Here is a 17,698-nt window from a genome sequence, read left to right on the forward strand (position 1 = left end):
ATAACCCCAACTACTGAAACCAGTCGCATAATTTTAGTCGCCCATGACTGTAAAACTGCTTATGCTTATTGGGAAATACCCGATTCAACTCGCTCATCTTTATCAGAATTAATCCTCTGTCTCTACTCAGATTCAGAGTTAATCAGCACCACTCAATGTGATAATCAAGCTCAAGATGCCTATCTGGATATACCTATAGATGACCGAGATTATCATGTAGAAATAGGCTATATCAGCGACAATGAAGAATGGATAAGCATCGCTCGCTCTGATACCATTCACGTGCCTTCTTGCCCTCCTGAAACTCTTGATTTAAATCCTCTAACAGCGGCAGCAGGTGCCGTAGCAGGTGCTGTGGGATTAGGGGCAACTACTCTCATCCCAGAAGAAGAGGAAATAACCCCAACTACTGAAACCAGTCGCATAATTTTAGTCGCCCATGACTGTAAAAGTGCTTATGCCTATTGGGAAATACCTGCTCCAATTAGCTCAAATTTATCAGAATTAACCCTTCATCTCTACTCAGATTCAGAGTTAATCAGCACCACTCAATGTGATAATCAAGCTCAAGATGCCTATCTGGATATACCTATAGATGACCGAGATTATCATGTAGAAATAGGCTATATCAGCGACAATGAAGAATGGATAAGCATCGCTCGCTCTGATACCATTCACGTGCCTTCTTGCCCTCCTGAAACTCTTGATTTAAATCCTCTAACAGCGGCAGCAGGTGCCGTAGCAGGTGCTGTGGGATTAGGGGCAACTACTCTCATCCCAGAAGAAGAGGAAATAACCCCAACTACTGAAACCAGTCGCATAATTTTAGTCGCCCATGACTGTAAAACTGCTTATGCCTATTGGGAAATATCCGATACGGAAAAACAAGTCCTCCGACAACAGGGAGGTGAAAAATTGGTATTGCGTCTATATGATGTAACTAGCAACATTGAGGAAGATATAGACATAGTTAATACTATGGAGCAGTTTGATTGCTCAGAATCGGCAACGGATGCTCATTTATCTATAACTGTTGATAATCGAGATTATTTAGTTGAGATTGGTTATTTAACTATAGAAGAAAATTGGTTAAGATTAGCGAGATCGCAACCAGTCCGAATACCTCCATGTTCTCCAGATACAGCAACTGAATAAAGCCAATCTTTTTCTCTCACCTTAACCAGGTGAGTAATAAAAAAAGCGGTGAATCTTTGATTAATCACCGCTTTTTCTTATGCCTAATGGCAAGATATCAATCAATTACTGGGATTTAAAAAACGATTAGCAAATTTGAAGACGTTACCTAAATCTGCTCCGCCATCGCCCTCTAAAAAGGATTTTAGTAAAGGATTACCACTTTCACCAACTGCTCCCGGTGTGGTTTTGCCCATACGCAATAAACCCATAACAGCAGGTAATAATTTTGGCACCACTGCTTGCAACATGGATGTATCTAGGCCAGTTCTATCAGCAACGGCACTTATAATTTGGTTTTCCATTTGGTTAGATATCATGGATTGAATACCCCCTGTTAGAGGATTACCGCCTCCCATTAGAGGGTTATCGTCTCCACCTGTAAATTTATCCATAATACCTTCTAGGAAATTACCATCATTTTGAGATTCTTCTTTAAGATGAGAACTCAATACCCCCCCTAAAGAAGAAAGGACTCCTTCCATGGCTGAAGAATCCAAATCAGTATTAGAAGTTATCTCATTAAGACTACCAGTTACTTCACTGAGTTTATCAATGCTGGCTTCTTGATTAGGATTGTTGATAGCACTTAAAACATCAAAAAACATTCCCATAATTATCTATCTTCCTCTATTAAAGTGAATGGTTTAGAAACCCTAAACTCCTATAAAAAGAAAAAGGGTCAAGCTAAACAACTTTCGCAATCATTATAGTATAAGCTCTAAAAAGTTTATATTTATTCATATCCTCAAAAAAATTCGCTCTTCTAAAACCAATCAGTTAAACAATTGAACGTGATAAGTTAAGAAAAGCTATAAATCTTGTTTATAAGGAAATAAAAGAGTAGCACTTATGTCAAATAAAATAGCTATTTTAGCTCATCCAGAATATACAGAATCGATGATTGCGTGGATTAAGAAACACCAAACGACCTTAGCTCATTTTGGGATTCTCATGACTCAAGATTTATATGAGGATTTAACACTAGACAATCAAATTCAACAACTCTCAATAACTTTGATAGATTCACTCTCAAAAGGAGGAGATTTAGTCCTTGCTTTAGAAATTGCCGCTAGAGAAATAGCCTGTGTCTTCTTTTTCGTAGATCCTCAAGTGTTGTGGCTCAATTATCCTAGCTTTCATTTAGTTTTGCGCAACTGTCAAAACTATAATATACCCTTGATCCTTAATCGAGCATCAGCAGAACTAATTATTAGAGGATTTAGTCAAAGCCGTATTGCTTATCTTATTTTTAATCCAGTAGCAGGAAGAGGAAATCCCGAACAAGATTTAACTTTAATTCGTTCAATTCTCGAACCCCAAATATTAGTACAAGTGATTTATACTCAAGAAGATTTAGATCCTATGAAACAAGCCGAAGATGCCGTGGCTACTCTTAAATCTCAAGGGGAAAACGGAAACCTTACTAAAGGGCTAATTATTGCTTCAGGAGGAGATGGTACAGTATCTGCGGTAGCTGAGGCGGTGATTGGTACGAATATTCCTTTGGGTGTAATCCCAAGAGGTACAGCTAATGCCTTTGCGGCAGCTTTGGGAATTCCTAATAACTTAAGAGGTGCCTGTGAAATAATTCTTGCCAGCAATACTCGGGTAATTGATGCAGCAATTTGCAACAACAAACCAATGATTTTGTTAGCAGGTTTAGGTTTTGAAGCAGAAATGGTTAATAAAGCAAATCGAGAACTGAAAAATCGTCTTGGTACTTTAGCATATTTACTAGCGGGAGCAAGACAAGTTACTGAACAACAAAGCTTTAAAGCTATTCTGGAGATCAATAAACATTCCACTGAAATAGAAGCTACTGCAATTACTATTGCTAATGTAGCACCAGCAACTTCAGTATTAGCTCAAGGATTTGGTGAAGTTATTTGTGATGATGGACTATTAGAAATAACTATAGCCACTGTTAAGACGCCCTTAGATGGCTTCAATGCGATCGCCTCTTTGTTTACCTCAGCTTTAGTAAAAAGACCAACTAATCACGATAACTTGTTATGTTTAAGAAGTAAAAGTATCAAAATTACCCTTGAAGAACCTCAAAAACTAGTGATAGATGGAGAAATAATTGAGACTTCTAGGGTAGAATGCGAATGTCAACCAGGAGGATTAACAGTTTATGCGCCCTTTGACTATAAAAATTTCGATAAATAGTATATTCCAATACTGAATATTTTTCCATCAAAAATATAATAGCCAAGCTAATCATCGAGATATTGCCAGAAGATGCACAAGATACGTGACGCTAATCTGTCTGATTTACCATATATAGTAGAAATATATAACGCAAGTATACCAGGAAGACAAGCTACAGCAGATTTAGAGAAGGTTTCTGTAGAAAGTCGATTAAGATGGTTTAAAGAAAATCGTAGTAGCGATCGCCCGATTTGGGTATTAGAGATTGAAGAGGAAATTGCGGGATGGTTAAGTTTTCAATCTTTTAAAGATCGTGCCGCCTATCATAAAACTGCTGAATTAAGCATTTATGTGTGCCCAACTAAACGCCGTCAAGGAGTAGGGAAACAATTACTAACCCAGGCAATTACTAAGAGTCCCCAGCTTAATATCACTCATTTGTTAGCATTAGTGTTTGCTCACAATCTTCCTAGTTTACAATTATTCAAACAACATAAATTTGAACAATGGGGTTATTTACCAGGAATTGCCGAATTAGATCAACATCAACGAGATTTAATTATCCTAGGAAGAAAAATTGAAGAATAATAACAACCTATGACTATAACAGAAAAGTTAAGTAACTACCAATCTGACGAAAGACGTAAAAAATTACGCTGGAAAAGAACAATCAAGTTATTACAATCTGTATGGCGCTTACTATTTTTAACAGGTGTAAGTGGCGGTTTATTCTGGACAATGCGCCTACCCTACTGGCATATAACCACTGACCAACAAATGAACATAGTTGGTAACCAGTTAATGGAAACAGAAGACATACAGAAGTTAATCTCTCTTAATTATCCTCAGTATTTGTGGCAAATGAATACTGAGGAAATTATTGAAAAATTAGATTCTAGTCAACCAATAAAAGAAGCTAGGGTAACTCGTCAGTTATTTCCCACTCAAGTAAATATTTATGTTGAGGAAAGACAACCTGTAGCTATAGTAGTCTCTCCAAAATTAAATCAAGCCACAGCCTCACCAAGTCGAGTCTTACTAGGTTTTATAGATGGTGATGGGGTATTTATATTAGAAGACTTCTACCCTCAAGTTTTAAATAAGTCAATTTTACCTGAACCAATATTAACTGTAATTAACTACAACAAGGAATATCAACCCTACTGGCAGAAAATTCAGCAATTTATACAACAAACTCCTGTAAAAATTTTTTCGATTGAGTGGCGATCAAATACAGCTATTTTATTAACCACAGATCGTGGTAATTTTTATTTAGGCAATTATCCTACCCAAATTGAGCAACAACTAGCGGTTATTACCAAGATGCCTCCTAATCCCGAGGAAATTGAGATGACTCAAGTTGAATATATAGATTTAAGTAATCCTGATTTGCCTTCTGTTAAGTTTAAGTAGATTTAACAGAAGGGGCGATCTCTTTTAATTAAATTAGCTGATGGGGTGAGAGATTAATCCACTCCTGAAATTAAATGAATCACATGCACGATGTTGCCGCTCAAACAAGTGATATACATAGAATTGTGATGTAATTCATAATTCTTGGCAACAGAAACCCCCTAGACAAAATTTAGATTAGGAATTATACTATTTAAAGTTACCAAAAATAAAACAAAGTAATCATGGCAGTTAGACAGAATTATTATAAATTATTAAGATTTTTTACAATAGTAAAAATTAATATTTTAATAAGTTTAGTAATTTACCCATTTCCAACTCTTGCTCAGCCTGCTACTGGTTGGAGAATTACAAATACAGGTCTTAGTAGTGTAGGAAGTTGTTTTAGAAGAGCGGATGAAGCAATGAGAAGAGAAAGACTTCGCAATGTGAAAACTTCAGGTGACAACAGAGGTTTGTCAGGAGAAGCTCCTTCAACTCGAGTTTATATTCTTTGTGAAAATAATGGATCTAGAGCTTATATATTTTGTGCAGGAGAGTATGCGCGTGTATTATGTGATAGTTTGAATGGATACATGAGGAGATAAATAAAAAATATTCAGGTACTGATTTGAGATGTACAACAATTGTCCATTGTAGGATTTTTGTCACAACTGTAAAAATAGTGATACTCTTTTTTTAGACGGTAAAAAGCTTAAATCGCTTACCATATAAAGCGTTTAGCAACTTACTAATCTTCTCTTGCCATTGCTTGCTTTTTATATTAAATAATGTCCATGATTGAAAAGAAATATTAAACCAATTATACTAAATAGATGGTTAAATATTGATATTAGTTTAATTTTATCCTAGGATTCAATTAAACTTTTCATTTTTTCCGTTTTCCTATAATCGAGATAGTAGCGTTTTTCTTTGACTATTAAATGAATAAAAGTGAATAATACTACTGCTACTAAAATTAAATATATAGTAGTAATAATAGTATTAAAACTATATCCGAACAGTCTAATCGCTACTAAAATTCCTAAAGCAAAATTATTTAAAATAAACACAAATGCTAAATTTTTATTTAATCCTGTTTTTACTAAAGCATGATTAAAATTGAATAATTCAGCTAAGATAAAACCAATAAATATACCTGAACAAAGACTATCTGCCATCAAAGAACCAGATAAAAGTAGTTGTTTTTGCATTAACTGTGAAATTAGACTCTGTTCGCTTATTAAATGGTAAAGCCCGATAATTAAAGCAAAAATACCAGTAATGATTAGAGCATAAAAAACTGATATTCTTATTGAAAATAAACTCAAAAATATTAATTTAGTTAATAAATTATGCTTAAGTAATTGGCAAGAAGATATAAGTGAAGAGGAGTTTGCCTTAGAAGCTATGACCTTGTTTGGGCAACTTTCAACTCTGGATGAACCCTTAATTATTGTCTTCGACCAACTTGAATCACTCATTAATCATCCAGCATTATTAATTAGCTTTGGAGATTCTCTGCGAGAAATCCTCACCCATGTACCTAATAGTTTAGTAATTGTTAATCTGTTTCCAGACAGTTTGCAGAAATTTCAAAATAATTTTAATGCTTCTACAACTGATAGACTTTCACAACATTTAATCCGACTTAATCGTCGAAGAATATAAAAGTATTGTGTGCCAACGTACTCGTTAATTAAGTAACAATTTTTTTGTATAAAATAAATATTTTTATTTCTAACTCCCCAGGCAAGATTCGAACTTGCGACCAATCGGTTAACAGCCGACCGCTCTACCGCTGAGCTACTGAGGATCGCTTGGGCGTCACAGTTATTTATTATAAACATAAATAAATTTATCTGTCAAGGTAAAAAAAACTTTTTTTTTCAAAGATAACCATGTTCTGCTAAAAAGCTAGTATCTACAGTACTATTGATAACTTTTTCCCCATGAAAACGCTGTTCTAATAAACGATTGACGTATTTACCTAAGATATCACTTTCGATATTAACCCAATCACCTACTTGAAGATGAGATAAATTAGTTTCTTGATAAGTATGGGGAATAACCGCGACCCGGAACCAACTTCTATCGAGAGCACAATCAGCTACAGTTAAACTAATACCATTGACAGCTACACTCCCCTTGAAAACCAAATAAGGAGCGATCGCCTCCTGCCAGTCAGCTTGAAAAGATTCTGGCGCTGTAAATCTCATTTCCCAAGCCGAAGCAGTAGCAGTAACCTCCTCTAAACAAGCCAGACCATCTATATGACCTGTGACAAAGTGACCACCTAATTTACTCCCGAGGCGTAAAGAAGTTTCTAAATTTGTCAATTGAGCAGCGTATTGATGATAACCTAGTGTACTGCGTCTGAGAGTTTCAGGAGATGCTATGGCAATAAAACCATTTTTGATAATTTCTGCTACAGTTAAGCAAATTCCATCAACTGCCACACTATCACCTATAGCTAGATCAGTTAGAATATTATTATGATGGTAATCGGAAGTTAGATAAACTTTTAGATGATCTTGATTGATTAATTCGATTTTACCTAAGCTTTGAATTAGTCCAGTAAACACGGCTATTTTTTGAGACAATATAATAAATGATGGTATAGGTTAATATTTTAAATGAAAAACCTAACTCTTGCTAAATCTGAGTCTAGATATATTAGTACTAACTGTTTTATTCGCGTGGGAGGCGATCGCTTATGATTGAAATGAATGTTGCAGGAATTGCCTTAGATGCAGTAACACGTAGCCCTATAGTCCTACTCAAAGATAGTTTAGATAGAAGGGCTTTACCTATATACATAGGGCAAGAACAAGCTAAGTCCATTATTGCGGCTTTAGAAGGACAAAAACCACCACGTCCTCTAACTCATGATTTAATCAGTAACATTTTTGATACCTGGAACATGGTACTAGAAAAAATTATTATTCATTCTCTACAAGACAATACATTTTACGCCATATTATGCTTAAAACAAGGAGAAGTGAATAAAGAAATTGATTGTCGTCCTAGTGATGCCATTTCCATCGCTTTACGTACAGGTAGCCCAATTTGGGTAATGGAAGAAGTAGTAGCTGATGCTTCTATCCCTGTAGATAGAGACGCAGACGAAGAAGAAAGACAAGCTTTTAAAGAGTTTGTGGCAAATCTAAGACCAGAAGATTTAATTAATAGAGGAGGTTTCTCAGAAAATACTGACTATCCCTGAACTTAATTATTTATCTCATACATAGCCTGTGTGGTCTTGTTTTGATGAACTTTGTACAAAAGTACTAGTGTGAGATATCAAGTAAATGCAGTATCGACTCTTTGGAAAAACTAATTTAAATATGTCTGTATTCTCATTGGGGACTATGCGTTGCTTAGATTCCCAACAAGAATTTCAAGACACAATTAGAAAAGCAGTTAGTATTGGAATCAACCATTTTGAAACAGCAAGAGGCTACGGTAAGAGTGAGGTTTATTTAGGTAAAACCCTTAAACAAGGATTGCCAAAATCTCGTTCAGACATATATATAACTACCAAAATTCCCCCTACTAGCCAAGAGGGAGAAATGTCGAGATGGATAGACGAGTCATTGGAACGCCTCCAGTTAAACTATATAGACTGTTTAGCTATTCACGGAATCAACACCTGGGAACATTTAGCAAGAGTGACGGCAGAAAATGGCTGCTTGAAAGCTATTCATAAGGCCATCTCCCAAGGAAAAGTAAGACATCTAGGTTTTTCAACTCACGGTAGTCGAGAGTTAATTAAAGCGGCAATCGAGACAGATTTATTCGAGTTTGTCTTCCTACACTATTATTATTTTTGGCAGCACAATCAACCAATAATTGAGTTAGCTACCAGTCGAAATTTAGGCATATTTATTATTTCCCCCACAGACAAGGGTGGACGTCTTTATCAACCCTCAGCAACCTTGGCGAATTTGTGTAAACCTTTTACTCCCATGGTTTTAAACTATCGCTTTTTGTTGAGTGATCAACGTATAAATACTCTCAGTGTGGGTGCCGCTAATCCTCAACAATTAGAAATAGCAGCAGAAATAGGGGACCAAGTTTTCCCTTTAACAACACAGGAAAAAGAGATACTTCTTAATCTAGAAACACATCTAGAAAATAGTTTAAAGGGCGATCTTTGTAGTCAATGTTATCAATGTCTTCCCTGTCCAGAATCTGTCAATATTCCTGAAATTCTAAGACTACGAAATTTAGCAATTGCTTATGACCTAAAAGAATACGGTCAATACCGTTACAATATGTTGGAAAAAGCAGGACATTGGTTTCCCGGAAAAAAAGGTAACCGTTGTACTAGTTGCGGCGAATGCTTACCCCGTTGTCCAGAAAAATTGAATATCCCGGAACTATTATTTAATACTCATAGTCTTCTCGAAGAGAGATCAAGACGTCGTCTTTGGTCCGAATAATTTATGTTAGTGAATCAAAATGAAATGTTATTTATAAACAAGCAAGGGAGCAGGGGAGCTTTGGGAGCAGGAAGAAGGGGAGAAGGGGAGCAGGGGAGCAAGGGAGAGATTTTTAAAAACCGAAGGTGGTATCAATTCCTATTGCTGGTTAACTTGTTGACTCCCTTTTTTTCTCTCACAGCTATTGCTCAACCTCAAGTAGAAGAGTTAACTTGTTCTTTAACCTCTCAAACTATCATTAATCAATCGGACCCGAATTTTATTACCGAGTCAGACTTTGATAGCTATACCCCCAACTTACCTAGCCTCTGGTGGGCAAAAGAACAATTCGATCCCTTTAACGGTAAATTAATTCAAGGTTGGATGATCAACACTGAAGATAATACCGTTGATTTGTTGATTAACCGTCAGCTTTGGACAATTTTAGACTATATCAAACGCTATCGTCTAGTTAATCAAATGGGTACAGTAGCTAGAGAGTATCAATATAACTTGCGGGTTTTTAATCGCCCTGATCAATGTGTAGCTTTCTATGAATGTGATTTTAGCACGACCCCCTATTCTTGTCGTGTGGATTTCAATTCTACAGAAGCCAATAGTTTAGAATTAAGTAATTAATTTTACTTGTTTAAATCCATAGCATATAAATCTTGAGCTTGACCTATAGCAAAACGGTAAGAAGTACTTAGCTTTTTATTGGAAAAACAGATAAAAATTAACAAAGCTAACACAACTAAACCCACAGCAATCATAAATAAACTTCTATAGTCTAGTTGAGTGGCTATAAAGCCGAAAATAGGTCCAGCTAAAGCTATGCCCACATCAAATCCACCAATACACAGAGAAAAAACCCGTCCTCTCTCAGAATCATAACAGCGGTCCGACATCATCGCAATAATCATGGGAATTAGTATACCAGCCCCAGCACCTTCAAAAATTGCTCCAAGAATTAATAAAACTGGCGAATCAGCTAAACTTAAACAACTCATGGAGATTATGTAAAAACAAAGACTCAGGGAAATAAATAAACCTCTACCATATAGGTCAGAAACTCGTCCGACAAAAACCCGAGCAGAAAAACTCGCTATGGCGATCGCTGTATAAAATATCCCTGGATTAAAATTCGGTAATTCTGTTTTAATAAACAATGGCATAAAAGCTACCAAATTACCGAACACTAAACCAATTAAAAACATAATTGTTGCCATAACTATTAATCCCGTAGACTGTAACAAGGCTGCTACACTACGAAGCTGAGTTTTATTAATATTTAAATCATGTTTTCGATTTTTCTCAGTTATTTTCAAAGTTAATAACCAAGACCCCAACCCAGAAATAGAGGTAGCCATAAACAGGGTCAAGTTGCCCATTCCCTCTTGAATAAACCCTCCCACAGCAGGTCCAATCGCCATACCAATTGGCATTGCTAAAGTCATGTAACCAATAATTTCGCCTTTGTGCTTAACTGGAGCTAAATCTACTACTAATGCACTATATCCTGTAGTAAAAGCAGCAATACTAATGCCATGATAAGCTCTCACACTCATTAAACCAGGAAGAGAAGCCAGTAAAAGATAACCCAAGGGAGCAGTTGCTGCCACACCTGTACCAATTAAAATTACTAATTTGCGACTGCGATGATCAGCTACTCGTCCTAACCAAGTTCTGGATAATAGTAGTCCAATGGCAAAACTGCCCATCACCAAACCAACTTGTTGAGTATTACCACCAACCTCAATCACATAAGTTGGTAAAGTTGGTAATAAAGCTGTAATACTAAGCCAAAAAAAAATGGCGATGATAAATAGAGTAAGTAGATTTTTCCTGGTTTCTAGAGAAATTGATTGTAAAGTTTGAATTAGAGTCACGATTAATAATTATTTAATGTACGATTCGAGTTCCTTCTTGACTTAATTCTAAACTTTTATTGATTTATAGCGTTTTTTAGTCTACTGAGGTACAAAGGTTAAGGGATTGAGCGGTAAAATTAATAATTAAAGCTGCTCTAAATGCGATCGCCCCCCTGCCTTAGGTTAAGTTGACGCTAGAAACAGCAGCGTTGCTTTCCTCTTTCAGAATTCTGGGCTATCTCAATTGAGTTGAATACCGTCGTACCTCCTGCATTTATTCTGGATCAATGCAACCTATGCAGTACTGCGTAGGGACATTCCGCTCACGTGTTAAAATTAACCAAAGAACGTGTAACTGTTTTTTGCTTTTTGATTAAAAATTAAATATTTAAGGTGTAAAGTGTAATGAGTTATGATTTCGATTTATTTGTACTAGGTGGCGGTTCAGGAGGAATAGCTACAGCAAGACGCGCAGCAGAATATGGCGCAAAAGTAGGACTAGCAGAACCAGATCGCCTAGGGGGAACTTGTGTTAACCGAGGTTGTGTACCAAAAAAACTCATGGTTTATGCTTCTCATTTCCCGGCACAATTTAGTGAAGCCGAAGGTTATGGCTGGAGTAAAGTAGAAAGTACCCTTGATTGGAATAAAATGATTACCGCAGTTAACCAAGAAACTGTCCGGTTAAATGGTATTTATAAAACAATGCTAGATAAGTCCAAGGTACAACTTTTTGATGTATATGCAAAATTATTAGATCCTCATACTGTGGAAGTAGGAGACAAAAAAGTTACCGCAGATAAAATCTTGATCGCTGTGGGAGGACATCCAGTTAAACCAGATATACCAGGAATTGAACACACAATCATATCTGATGGGATGTTTACTTTAGAAAAGCAGCCTAAAAATATTATGATTATTGGTGCAGGTTATATAGGTGTAGAATTTGCCTGCATTATGAACCATCTAGGTACAGAAGTGACTCAGTTGGTACGCGGTGAAAAGATCTTAAAAGGTTTTGATGAAGATATTCGCAACATGATTCAAACAGGAATGGAAAATCATGGAGTGAAGATTATGACTCAAACTCAAGCCACAAAAATAGAAAAAACTCCCGAAGGATTAAAGGTTTATATTAAAACAGCAGGTGGCGGAGATTCTGAATTTGTCCTAGTAGATGCCGTGGGATTAGCCGCAACAGGGAGAATTCCTAATGTGGATAAGTTGGGTTTAGACAATGCCGGAGTAGAATTGAAATCAGGGGCGATCGCTGTAGATGAATATAGTCGCACTTCTCAACCAAATATCTATGCGGTGGGAGATTGTACTGATAGAATTAATCTTACTCCAGTAGCCATCAGTGAAGGACGTGCCTTCGCCGATAAAGAGTTTGGTGGAAAACCCCATATTATGAGTCACGAAAATGTACCTTCAGCAGTGTTTAGTACTCCAGAGGCAGCAACAGTAGGCTTAACAGAAGCAGAAGCTAAGTCTAAGTATGGAGAAGATGGTATCATTGTTTACCGCTCTGAATTTCGGGCTATGTACTATGTACTTCCAGGAAAACAGGAAAAAACAATGATGAAGTTAGTAGTACATAAAGAATCTAATAAGGTCTTGGGTGCCCACATGGTGGGAGATTATGCAGCAGAAATTATTCAAGGAGTGGCGATTGCCGTGAAAATGGGCGCGACTAAAACTGACTTTGATGATACTGTAGGAATTCATCCTAGTTCTGCTGAAGAGTTTGTAACCATGAGATAGATAATAAAAATCGGGCGATCGCACTAAATGTATTCTAGCTAAGGAGGCGATCGCCCTTTGAGCTTAATTAGACGGAAAAACCGACATAATTAACCACGATAAGCTGTTATTTCTACCTCTATTTTCATTTCTAGAGTTGCTAGTCCTGCTACTATCATAGTTGACGTCGGTTTAACCTCACCTAAATATTTTCTGATAGTTGGCCAACAAGGTTCAAAATCATCTCGATTGGGGAAAATGTAGCGAACTCTTACCACATCTGACCAATTAAAACCCGCTTCTTTGAGTACTTCTGTTATATTGCTAAAGCATTGTTCTGCTTGTTCTACAACATCATCAGAAATGGTCATATTTTCATAATTGTATCCAGTAGTTCCTGATATAAACAGCCAATCTCCATTAACAACCGCACGGGAGTAGGCTACTGCTTCTTCAAAAGACGATCCCGTAGATATTAGATAACGTGGCATGTGCTTTTACCCATATTTTTTAGCTCTAGTTATGCTATTTTATCCCACTTGGTATTAGAGGAATTTTATTGATGACATCGAAGATATGTTACAATGATGTAAGAATACCAATTAATTATTATGTGGCAATTAAAAATTTAGCATTGGAGAAACATTATTTATGGCATTAGTAAAAATTACTCAACCCAGTTCTGGAGAATCATTTCCTGTTAATAAACCTTTTTTAGTTTCAGGTACTGCTGACACCAGTGTTTCTTCAATAGAATTATACACTCCGTGGGGTGGAACTACTTTTGATTTAGTGGGTAATCCTGTTCCTGTAAACAATGGTATATGGGCTGCCAATGTTGTCTTTAACACTGCGGCTAGAAGAGAAATTGTTGTTGAAGCATTTGATGCACAGGGCAATTCTTTAGAATTTGATACTAATATAATTAGTGTTGAAATTGAAGCAAAAATGATCAAACCCGTTGGGGATGGTTGTATAGTCACTAGTGGCTTTTTAGCATCTGGTAGGCGTGATCATTTTGGTATAGATATTGCTCACAAAGTAACACCTATGCAAAAAGTCTTTGCTGTGGCCGATGGAAAAGTCAAAGTAGTAGAGAAAAGTTGTGTGGTAGGCGATACTAGTTGTGGAGGAGGTTATGGTAACGTAGTTTATTTAGAGCATTCTCAATTAGGTCTGCAAACTAGATATGCTCATCTGAGTTCTGTAAATGTTAATCATAATCAAGAGGTTACCCAAGGTCAGGAAATTGGTATTATGGGGAATACTGGTTTCTCTTTTGGAGTACATCTTCATTTTGAAGTAAGGCGAAATAATATTCCTTTGAATCCTTTGGATTTTATTAATCCTATCGTTTAGGGCAAATTTAAAACTTTTTCTATTTTAGGTTTAATTTTACCTACCTACTGAATATTTTTGGGAGCTAAATTAAATAAATCCATGTGGTTTTTTCTTTTAAAAATATATAGTCTGTACAGAAGTTACCTAGTTCGTTAACCTCTGTACCTCAGTAGACTGAAAAAAGCTATCAACTAATCATTAAACAATTGAATACATTTTTCAAGCCAGACTTGAGTATTCAATTGTGTTTCTGCTTCTGCAAGAGGATAGTAAGAATTAAGGTCAATATTTGTTTCTGACTGATAAACATCACTATTTCCACTTGCGTTAATATCAATAATTCGGACATTAACAATTTGATTATTGATAACTTCACCTTGGAAACAATATGCGCCATTACCAGAATTTCTGATATAGGCAAAACCATGGATTAAATCTGCTTCTTTTTTTAAAATTAAGTACTTTTCTCCAACTTGATTAGCTTCGGTTTGTTCCCCATAGAAATATTGACCATCTGCATAGTCAGCCAAACTAGTAACAGGGGAATCTGAACAAGTCTCAGTTAAACTGTTATTACAACTAATCAGTTCAACATACATTTTAGTTAATTCTAACTTAGAACTTTTAAGGTTGACAAAAAGCAAAATAGTACTTAAAACTAATTTAATTGGTAAATTATAAATCATTCTAAAAATAAAAGTTTAATTCTTGCTTAGCTTAGAGTTTTAGTTTGTCCATAACCAGCAATCTTTACAAGTTACACTCAGGACAATATTATAACACAGTCTATAGATATATTGTTGTAGCAAAAATTAAACCATTCAATCTGATTTTTCCTAAGTTTTCAGCTCAAAATACTCCAGAAAATAATAACTCATATCATGTCCGTTTAATTAGTTATGATAAAGTTCTACCTTCATACCTTCTTCTTTTCTTTCTGCCCCCTGAAGCAGTTGTTAAAATTGTGGAAACCATCAGGCAATACTATGATGCTTTGTTAGATAATATTAATCAAGAACTAAAACGATTAAACTAATGGCAAATCAGGCAAAACTAACTCTACCAACTATGGGGTGTGGAACTTGGGCTTGGGGAAATAAGCTTTTATGGGGATATAGTCCCAATATGGATGAAGAACTGCAAAAAGTTTTCAATCTGTGTGTGCAAAATCAGGTTACTTTGTTTGATACAGGTGATTCCTACGGCACAGGTAAACTCCAAGGAAGAAGTGAAACTCTCCTGGGAAAATTTGCCCAAGCTTATACTCCAAACCTAGGAGAAAATCTCTGTATCGCTACAAAATTGGCCGCCTATCCCTGGAGATTAACTCGTCAGTCTATGGTATCAGCAGCTAAAGCTTCCGTAGAAAGATTAGGACGCAATCTAGATTTAGTACAAATGCACTGGTCAACAGCTAATTATGCACCCTGGCAAGAATGGTCCTTATTAGATGGATTAGGAGATATTTATGAACAGGGTTTAGCTAGGGGTGTTGGTTTATCTAATTATGGACCAAAAAGACTGAAAAAAGTATACAAAAGATTTGCAGATCGCGGCATAGCAATTACCAGCCTACAGGTACAATATTCTCTAATGTCTACCTATCCTGTTACAGAATTAGGCTTAAAAGAGGTTTGTGATGAACTAGGTATTAAAATAATCGCCTATAGTCCTCTAGCTTTAGGGTTATTAACTGGTAAATATAGTGTTGACAATAAATTACCCTCAGGTATTAGAGGTTTTCTCTTTAAACAGCTTTTACCTGGGATGCAGCCACTATTAGCTTGTTTAGAAGAAATCGCTACCAATAGACAAAAAACCCTCTCTCAGATAGCTTTGAATTGGTGCATCTGTAAAGGCACTATTCCTATTCCTGGGGCTAAAAATCCTCGTCAAGCAGCAGAAAATCTTGGTGCCTTGGGATGGCAACTTACTACTTCAGAGGTAGAGGCTTTAGATGTAGCTAGTAGTGGTGTCAAGAAAAAGATGGTCCAAAATATTTTTCAAACTAAATAACATACTACTATCAAGGTCTGAGTTGATCATTTTTATCCTGGATGGAATTTGCAGATAATCGCCGTCTGCGGTGTCGATTTTTAATAAAACGATAAATTCTTCTAATAGCTAGTTGCAGTAAGAAGATGACCAAAAATATGGCTAAAAGAGGTAAAAATAAACCCAACAGAGAAAGAGAGATCGCGATTAAAATCTCCACAGTAGCTAAAACTGGATTCCCCATACCCCCAGTCATACCAGTAGAAGCCAAGCGAAAAAGTATAGTTAAAACTTCGATAGTCTCAGCGATACCACCACCTAATACAATAGAAATAATCCAGCGATTTACTGATTCTAACTCTGGAAGTACAGCCGCAGTTAAAAGCGTACCTACTATTAGTGCTAAAGGAAGGGCGATAGTATCTAATAAATTATCAACTAGAGGAATATAGTAAGAGGCAATTTCAACTAAAGTAGCAATACTAAAGATAAGTAAAGCAGGATAGGTGGCAACCCAAGCAAATTCTGGACTTAGCTGTAAATGACCATTGATTCCAGCTACACTCAAAATCAAAGCTGGCAAAAAAATACGAAAACCAGAAGCCGCACTCAAGGTGAGTCCAAGACAAATGGCTGTAACTATTTCTAAATTTAACTCCATAATTGAACTACCTTTGAAAAAGAGATTTTAAAAATTTATTGATTAAGCGATCGCTCTTTGGTTTTGTCAATAAATAGTATTATTTTATTATGTGAATAAAGATAAACAGTAATCCTACCATGATCACAACTGTAAAATTAGAACCTGCATTTTCCCTTAGTACAGAGCAATTTTATCATCTCTGTCGTCAAAACCCAGAGCTTAAATTTGAAAGAAATACTAATGGAGAGTTAATTATTATGCCACCTACAGGGGGAGAAACAGGACGTAAAAATGCGGAATTAATCGGAGAATTTATATTGTGGAATCGAAAAAATCAATTAGGGATAGTTTTTGATTCTTCTACTTGTTTTCGTTTACCATTAGGAAGCGATCGATCTCCTGATGTTTCTTGGGTAAAAAAAGAACGGTGGGAAACACTCACTGATGAAGAAAAAAGTAAATTTCCACCAATATGTCCTGATTTTGTCTTAGAGTTACTATCCCCAAGCGATAATTTGGCAACAACACAAGCAAAAATGCAAGAATATTTAGATAATGGGGCAGAATTGGGTTGGTTAATTAATCCTGAATTACAACAAGTGGAAATTTATCGCCCTCAACAACCTGTAGAAATTTTACAATCTCCGACAACAATTTCAGGGGAAAGTGTATTAGCAAATTTTGAGCTTAATTTAGCTTGGTTATGGCAGTGTTGATAAGAAGAAAGGTTAGGTAGACTCAGACCAAAGCATCTTTGCCAAAAGTTGCTGATTGGGGTTGAGTAATGAGTAATGAGTAATGAGTAATGAGTAATGAGTTTTGAAGGTAGCCTGTAGGTTGGGCCCTTGGTCACGAAACCCAACAGTATAAAAGTAGTTGTAGATGTAGTAGTTGTAGGGTGTGTTAGGGCGAAGCCCGTAACGCACCGTTAGATGAGTAAT

Annotated in this window: 21 protein-coding genes and 1 tRNA gene; 14 read left to right on the forward strand and 8 right to left on the reverse strand. The window is 36.1% G+C overall.

Annotation, left to right across the window (positions count from 1 at the left end; translation table 11 throughout):
• Positions 1-1,155 (forward strand): DUF4912 domain-containing protein (locus MW688_RS10945; protein WP_486736012.1); only part of this gene is annotated, 1,155 nt, incomplete at its 5' end.
• 101 nt (positions 1,156-1,256) lie between these two features.
• On the opposite strand, the gene MW688_RS10950 is transcribed toward MW688_RS10945, so the two are convergent.
• Positions 1,257-1,808 (reverse strand): DUF937 domain-containing protein, encoded by a 552-nt coding sequence (locus MW688_RS10950; protein ID WP_486736013.1) that lies wholly within the window; start codon positions 1,806-1,808, stop codon positions 1,257-1,259.
• A 238-nt stretch (positions 1,809-2,046) separates the two neighbouring features.
• Between MW688_RS10950 and MW688_RS10955 the strand changes: the two genes are divergently transcribed.
• The 4 genes from MW688_RS10955 (at position 2,047) to MW688_RS10970 (ending at position 5,348) form a co-directional block, all read left to right on the forward strand.
• Complete coding sequence (locus MW688_RS10955) at positions 2,047-3,366, forward strand: diacylglycerol kinase family protein (RefSeq protein ID WP_486736014.1); 1,320 nt, start codon at positions 2,047-2,049, stop codon at positions 3,364-3,366.
• A 72-nt stretch (positions 3,367-3,438) separates the two neighbouring features.
• On the forward strand, positions 3,439-3,936 hold the full coding sequence (locus MW688_RS10960; RefSeq protein ID WP_486736015.1) for a GNAT family N-acetyltransferase: 498 nt from the start codon (positions 3,439-3,441) through the stop codon (positions 3,934-3,936).
• Between the two features lie 9 nt (positions 3,937-3,945).
• The gene (locus MW688_RS10965) at positions 3,946-4,761 is read left to right on the forward strand and encodes a cell division protein FtsQ/DivIB (protein ID WP_486736016.1); all 816 of its coding nucleotides are present in this window, start codon (positions 3,946-3,948) and stop codon (positions 4,759-4,761) included.
• Positions 4,762-4,985: 224 nt separating this feature from the next.
• Positions 4,986-5,348, forward strand: coding sequence for a hypothetical protein (locus tag MW688_RS10970; protein ID WP_486736017.1), 363 nt, complete (start codon positions 4,986-4,988; stop codon positions 5,346-5,348).
• 261 nt (positions 5,349-5,609) lie between these two features.
• Here MW688_RS10970 and MW688_RS10975 read toward each other — a convergent pair whose 3' ends face one another.
• Positions 5,610-5,954, reverse strand: a complete 345-nt coding sequence (locus MW688_RS10975) for a hypothetical protein (RefSeq protein WP_486736018.1) — start codon at positions 5,952-5,954, stop codon at positions 5,610-5,612.
• A gap of 196 nt (positions 5,955-6,150) precedes the next feature.
• Here MW688_RS10975 and MW688_RS10980 point away from each other — a divergent pair, with 196 nt between their 5' ends.
• Positions 6,151-6,411 (forward strand): hypothetical protein, encoded by a 261-nt coding sequence (locus MW688_RS10980; protein ID WP_486736019.1) that lies wholly within the window; start codon positions 6,151-6,153, stop codon positions 6,409-6,411.
• Between the two features lie 73 nt (positions 6,412-6,484).
• On the opposite strand, the gene MW688_RS10985 is transcribed toward MW688_RS10980, so the two are convergent.
• Positions 6,485-6,556, reverse strand: a tRNA-Asn gene (locus MW688_RS10985).
• A 73-nt stretch (positions 6,557-6,629) separates the two neighbouring features.
• Positions 6,630-7,325: a riboflavin synthase gene (gene ribE / locus MW688_RS10990; RefSeq protein WP_486736032.1), complete on the reverse strand. Its 696-nt coding sequence runs from the start codon at positions 7,323-7,325 to the stop codon at positions 6,630-6,632.
• A gap of 131 nt (positions 7,326-7,456) precedes the next feature.
• Between ribE and MW688_RS10995 the strand changes: the two genes are divergently transcribed.
• From MW688_RS10995 to MW688_RS11005, 3 genes are all read left to right on the forward strand, one after another.
• Positions 7,457-7,966, forward strand: coding sequence for a bifunctional nuclease family protein (locus tag MW688_RS10995; RefSeq protein ID WP_486736020.1), 510 nt, complete (start codon positions 7,457-7,459; stop codon positions 7,964-7,966).
• A gap of 85 nt (positions 7,967-8,051) precedes the next feature.
• Entirely contained in the window at positions 8,052-9,185 is a 1,134-nt protein-coding gene (locus MW688_RS11000; protein ID WP_486736021.1) for an aldo/keto reductase, read from the forward strand.
• A gap of 24 nt (positions 9,186-9,209) precedes the next feature.
• Positions 9,210-9,803 carry a hypothetical protein gene (locus MW688_RS11005; RefSeq protein ID WP_486736022.1) on the forward strand — a complete coding sequence of 198 codons (594 nt, stop codon included), beginning with the start codon at positions 9,210-9,212 and terminating at the stop codon, positions 9,801-9,803.
• 2 nt (positions 9,804-9,805) lie between these two features.
• Here the strand turns inward: MW688_RS11005 and MW688_RS11010 are convergent, their stop codons facing one another.
• On the reverse strand, positions 9,806-11,053 hold the full coding sequence (locus MW688_RS11010) for an MFS transporter (protein WP_486736023.1): 1,248 nt from the start codon (positions 11,051-11,053) through the stop codon (positions 9,806-9,808).
• A gap of 387 nt (positions 11,054-11,440) precedes the next feature.
• Between MW688_RS11010 and gor the strand changes: the two genes are divergently transcribed.
• Positions 11,441-12,799, forward strand: a complete 1,359-nt coding sequence (gor, locus tag MW688_RS11015) for a glutathione-disulfide reductase (protein ID WP_486736024.1) — start codon at positions 11,441-11,443, stop codon at positions 12,797-12,799.
• 89 nt (positions 12,800-12,888) lie between these two features.
• Here the strand turns inward: gor and MW688_RS11020 are convergent, their stop codons facing one another.
• Complete coding sequence (locus MW688_RS11020) at positions 12,889-13,269, reverse strand: RidA family protein (protein ID WP_486736025.1); 381 nt, start codon at positions 13,267-13,269, stop codon at positions 12,889-12,891.
• Between the two features lie 160 nt (positions 13,270-13,429).
• On the opposite strand from MW688_RS11020, the gene MW688_RS11025 reads away from it, so the two are divergent.
• Entirely contained in the window at positions 13,430-14,137 is a 708-nt protein-coding gene (locus MW688_RS11025) for a M23 family metallopeptidase (RefSeq protein WP_486736026.1), read from the forward strand.
• Between the two features lie 173 nt (positions 14,138-14,310).
• Here MW688_RS11025 and MW688_RS11030 read toward each other — a convergent pair whose 3' ends face one another.
• Positions 14,311-14,805, reverse strand: a complete 495-nt coding sequence (locus tag MW688_RS11030) for a hypothetical protein (protein WP_486736027.1) — start codon at positions 14,803-14,805, stop codon at positions 14,311-14,313.
• Between the two features lie 44 nt (positions 14,806-14,849).
• On the opposite strand from MW688_RS11030, the gene MW688_RS11035 reads away from it, so the two are divergent.
• Together MW688_RS11035 and MW688_RS11040 are read left to right on the forward strand one after the other, a co-directional pair.
• The gene (locus MW688_RS11035) at positions 14,850-15,155 is read left to right on the forward strand and encodes a hypothetical protein (RefSeq protein ID WP_486736028.1); all 306 of its coding nucleotides are present in this window, start codon (positions 14,850-14,852) and stop codon (positions 15,153-15,155) included.
• On the forward strand, positions 15,155-16,135 hold the full coding sequence (locus MW688_RS11040; protein WP_486736029.1) for an aldo/keto reductase: 981 nt from the start codon (positions 15,155-15,157) through the stop codon (positions 16,133-16,135). The genes MW688_RS11035 and MW688_RS11040 overlap by 1 nt, the downstream gene beginning before the upstream one ends.
• 10 nt (positions 16,136-16,145) lie before the next feature.
• On the opposite strand, the gene MW688_RS11045 is transcribed toward MW688_RS11040, so the two are convergent.
• Positions 16,146-16,775, reverse strand: coding sequence for a DUF4126 domain-containing protein (locus tag MW688_RS11045; RefSeq protein ID WP_486736030.1), 630 nt, complete (start codon positions 16,773-16,775; stop codon positions 16,146-16,148).
• A gap of 119 nt (positions 16,776-16,894) precedes the next feature.
• On the opposite strand from MW688_RS11045, the gene MW688_RS11050 reads away from it, so the two are divergent.
• Positions 16,895-17,473 carry a Uma2 family endonuclease gene (locus tag MW688_RS11050; protein ID WP_486736031.1) on the forward strand — a complete coding sequence of 193 codons (579 nt, stop codon included), beginning with the start codon at positions 16,895-16,897 and terminating at the stop codon, positions 17,471-17,473.
• Positions 17,474-17,698 lie beyond the last annotated feature (225 nt).

The organism is Johannesbaptistia floridana, assembly GCF_057440575.1.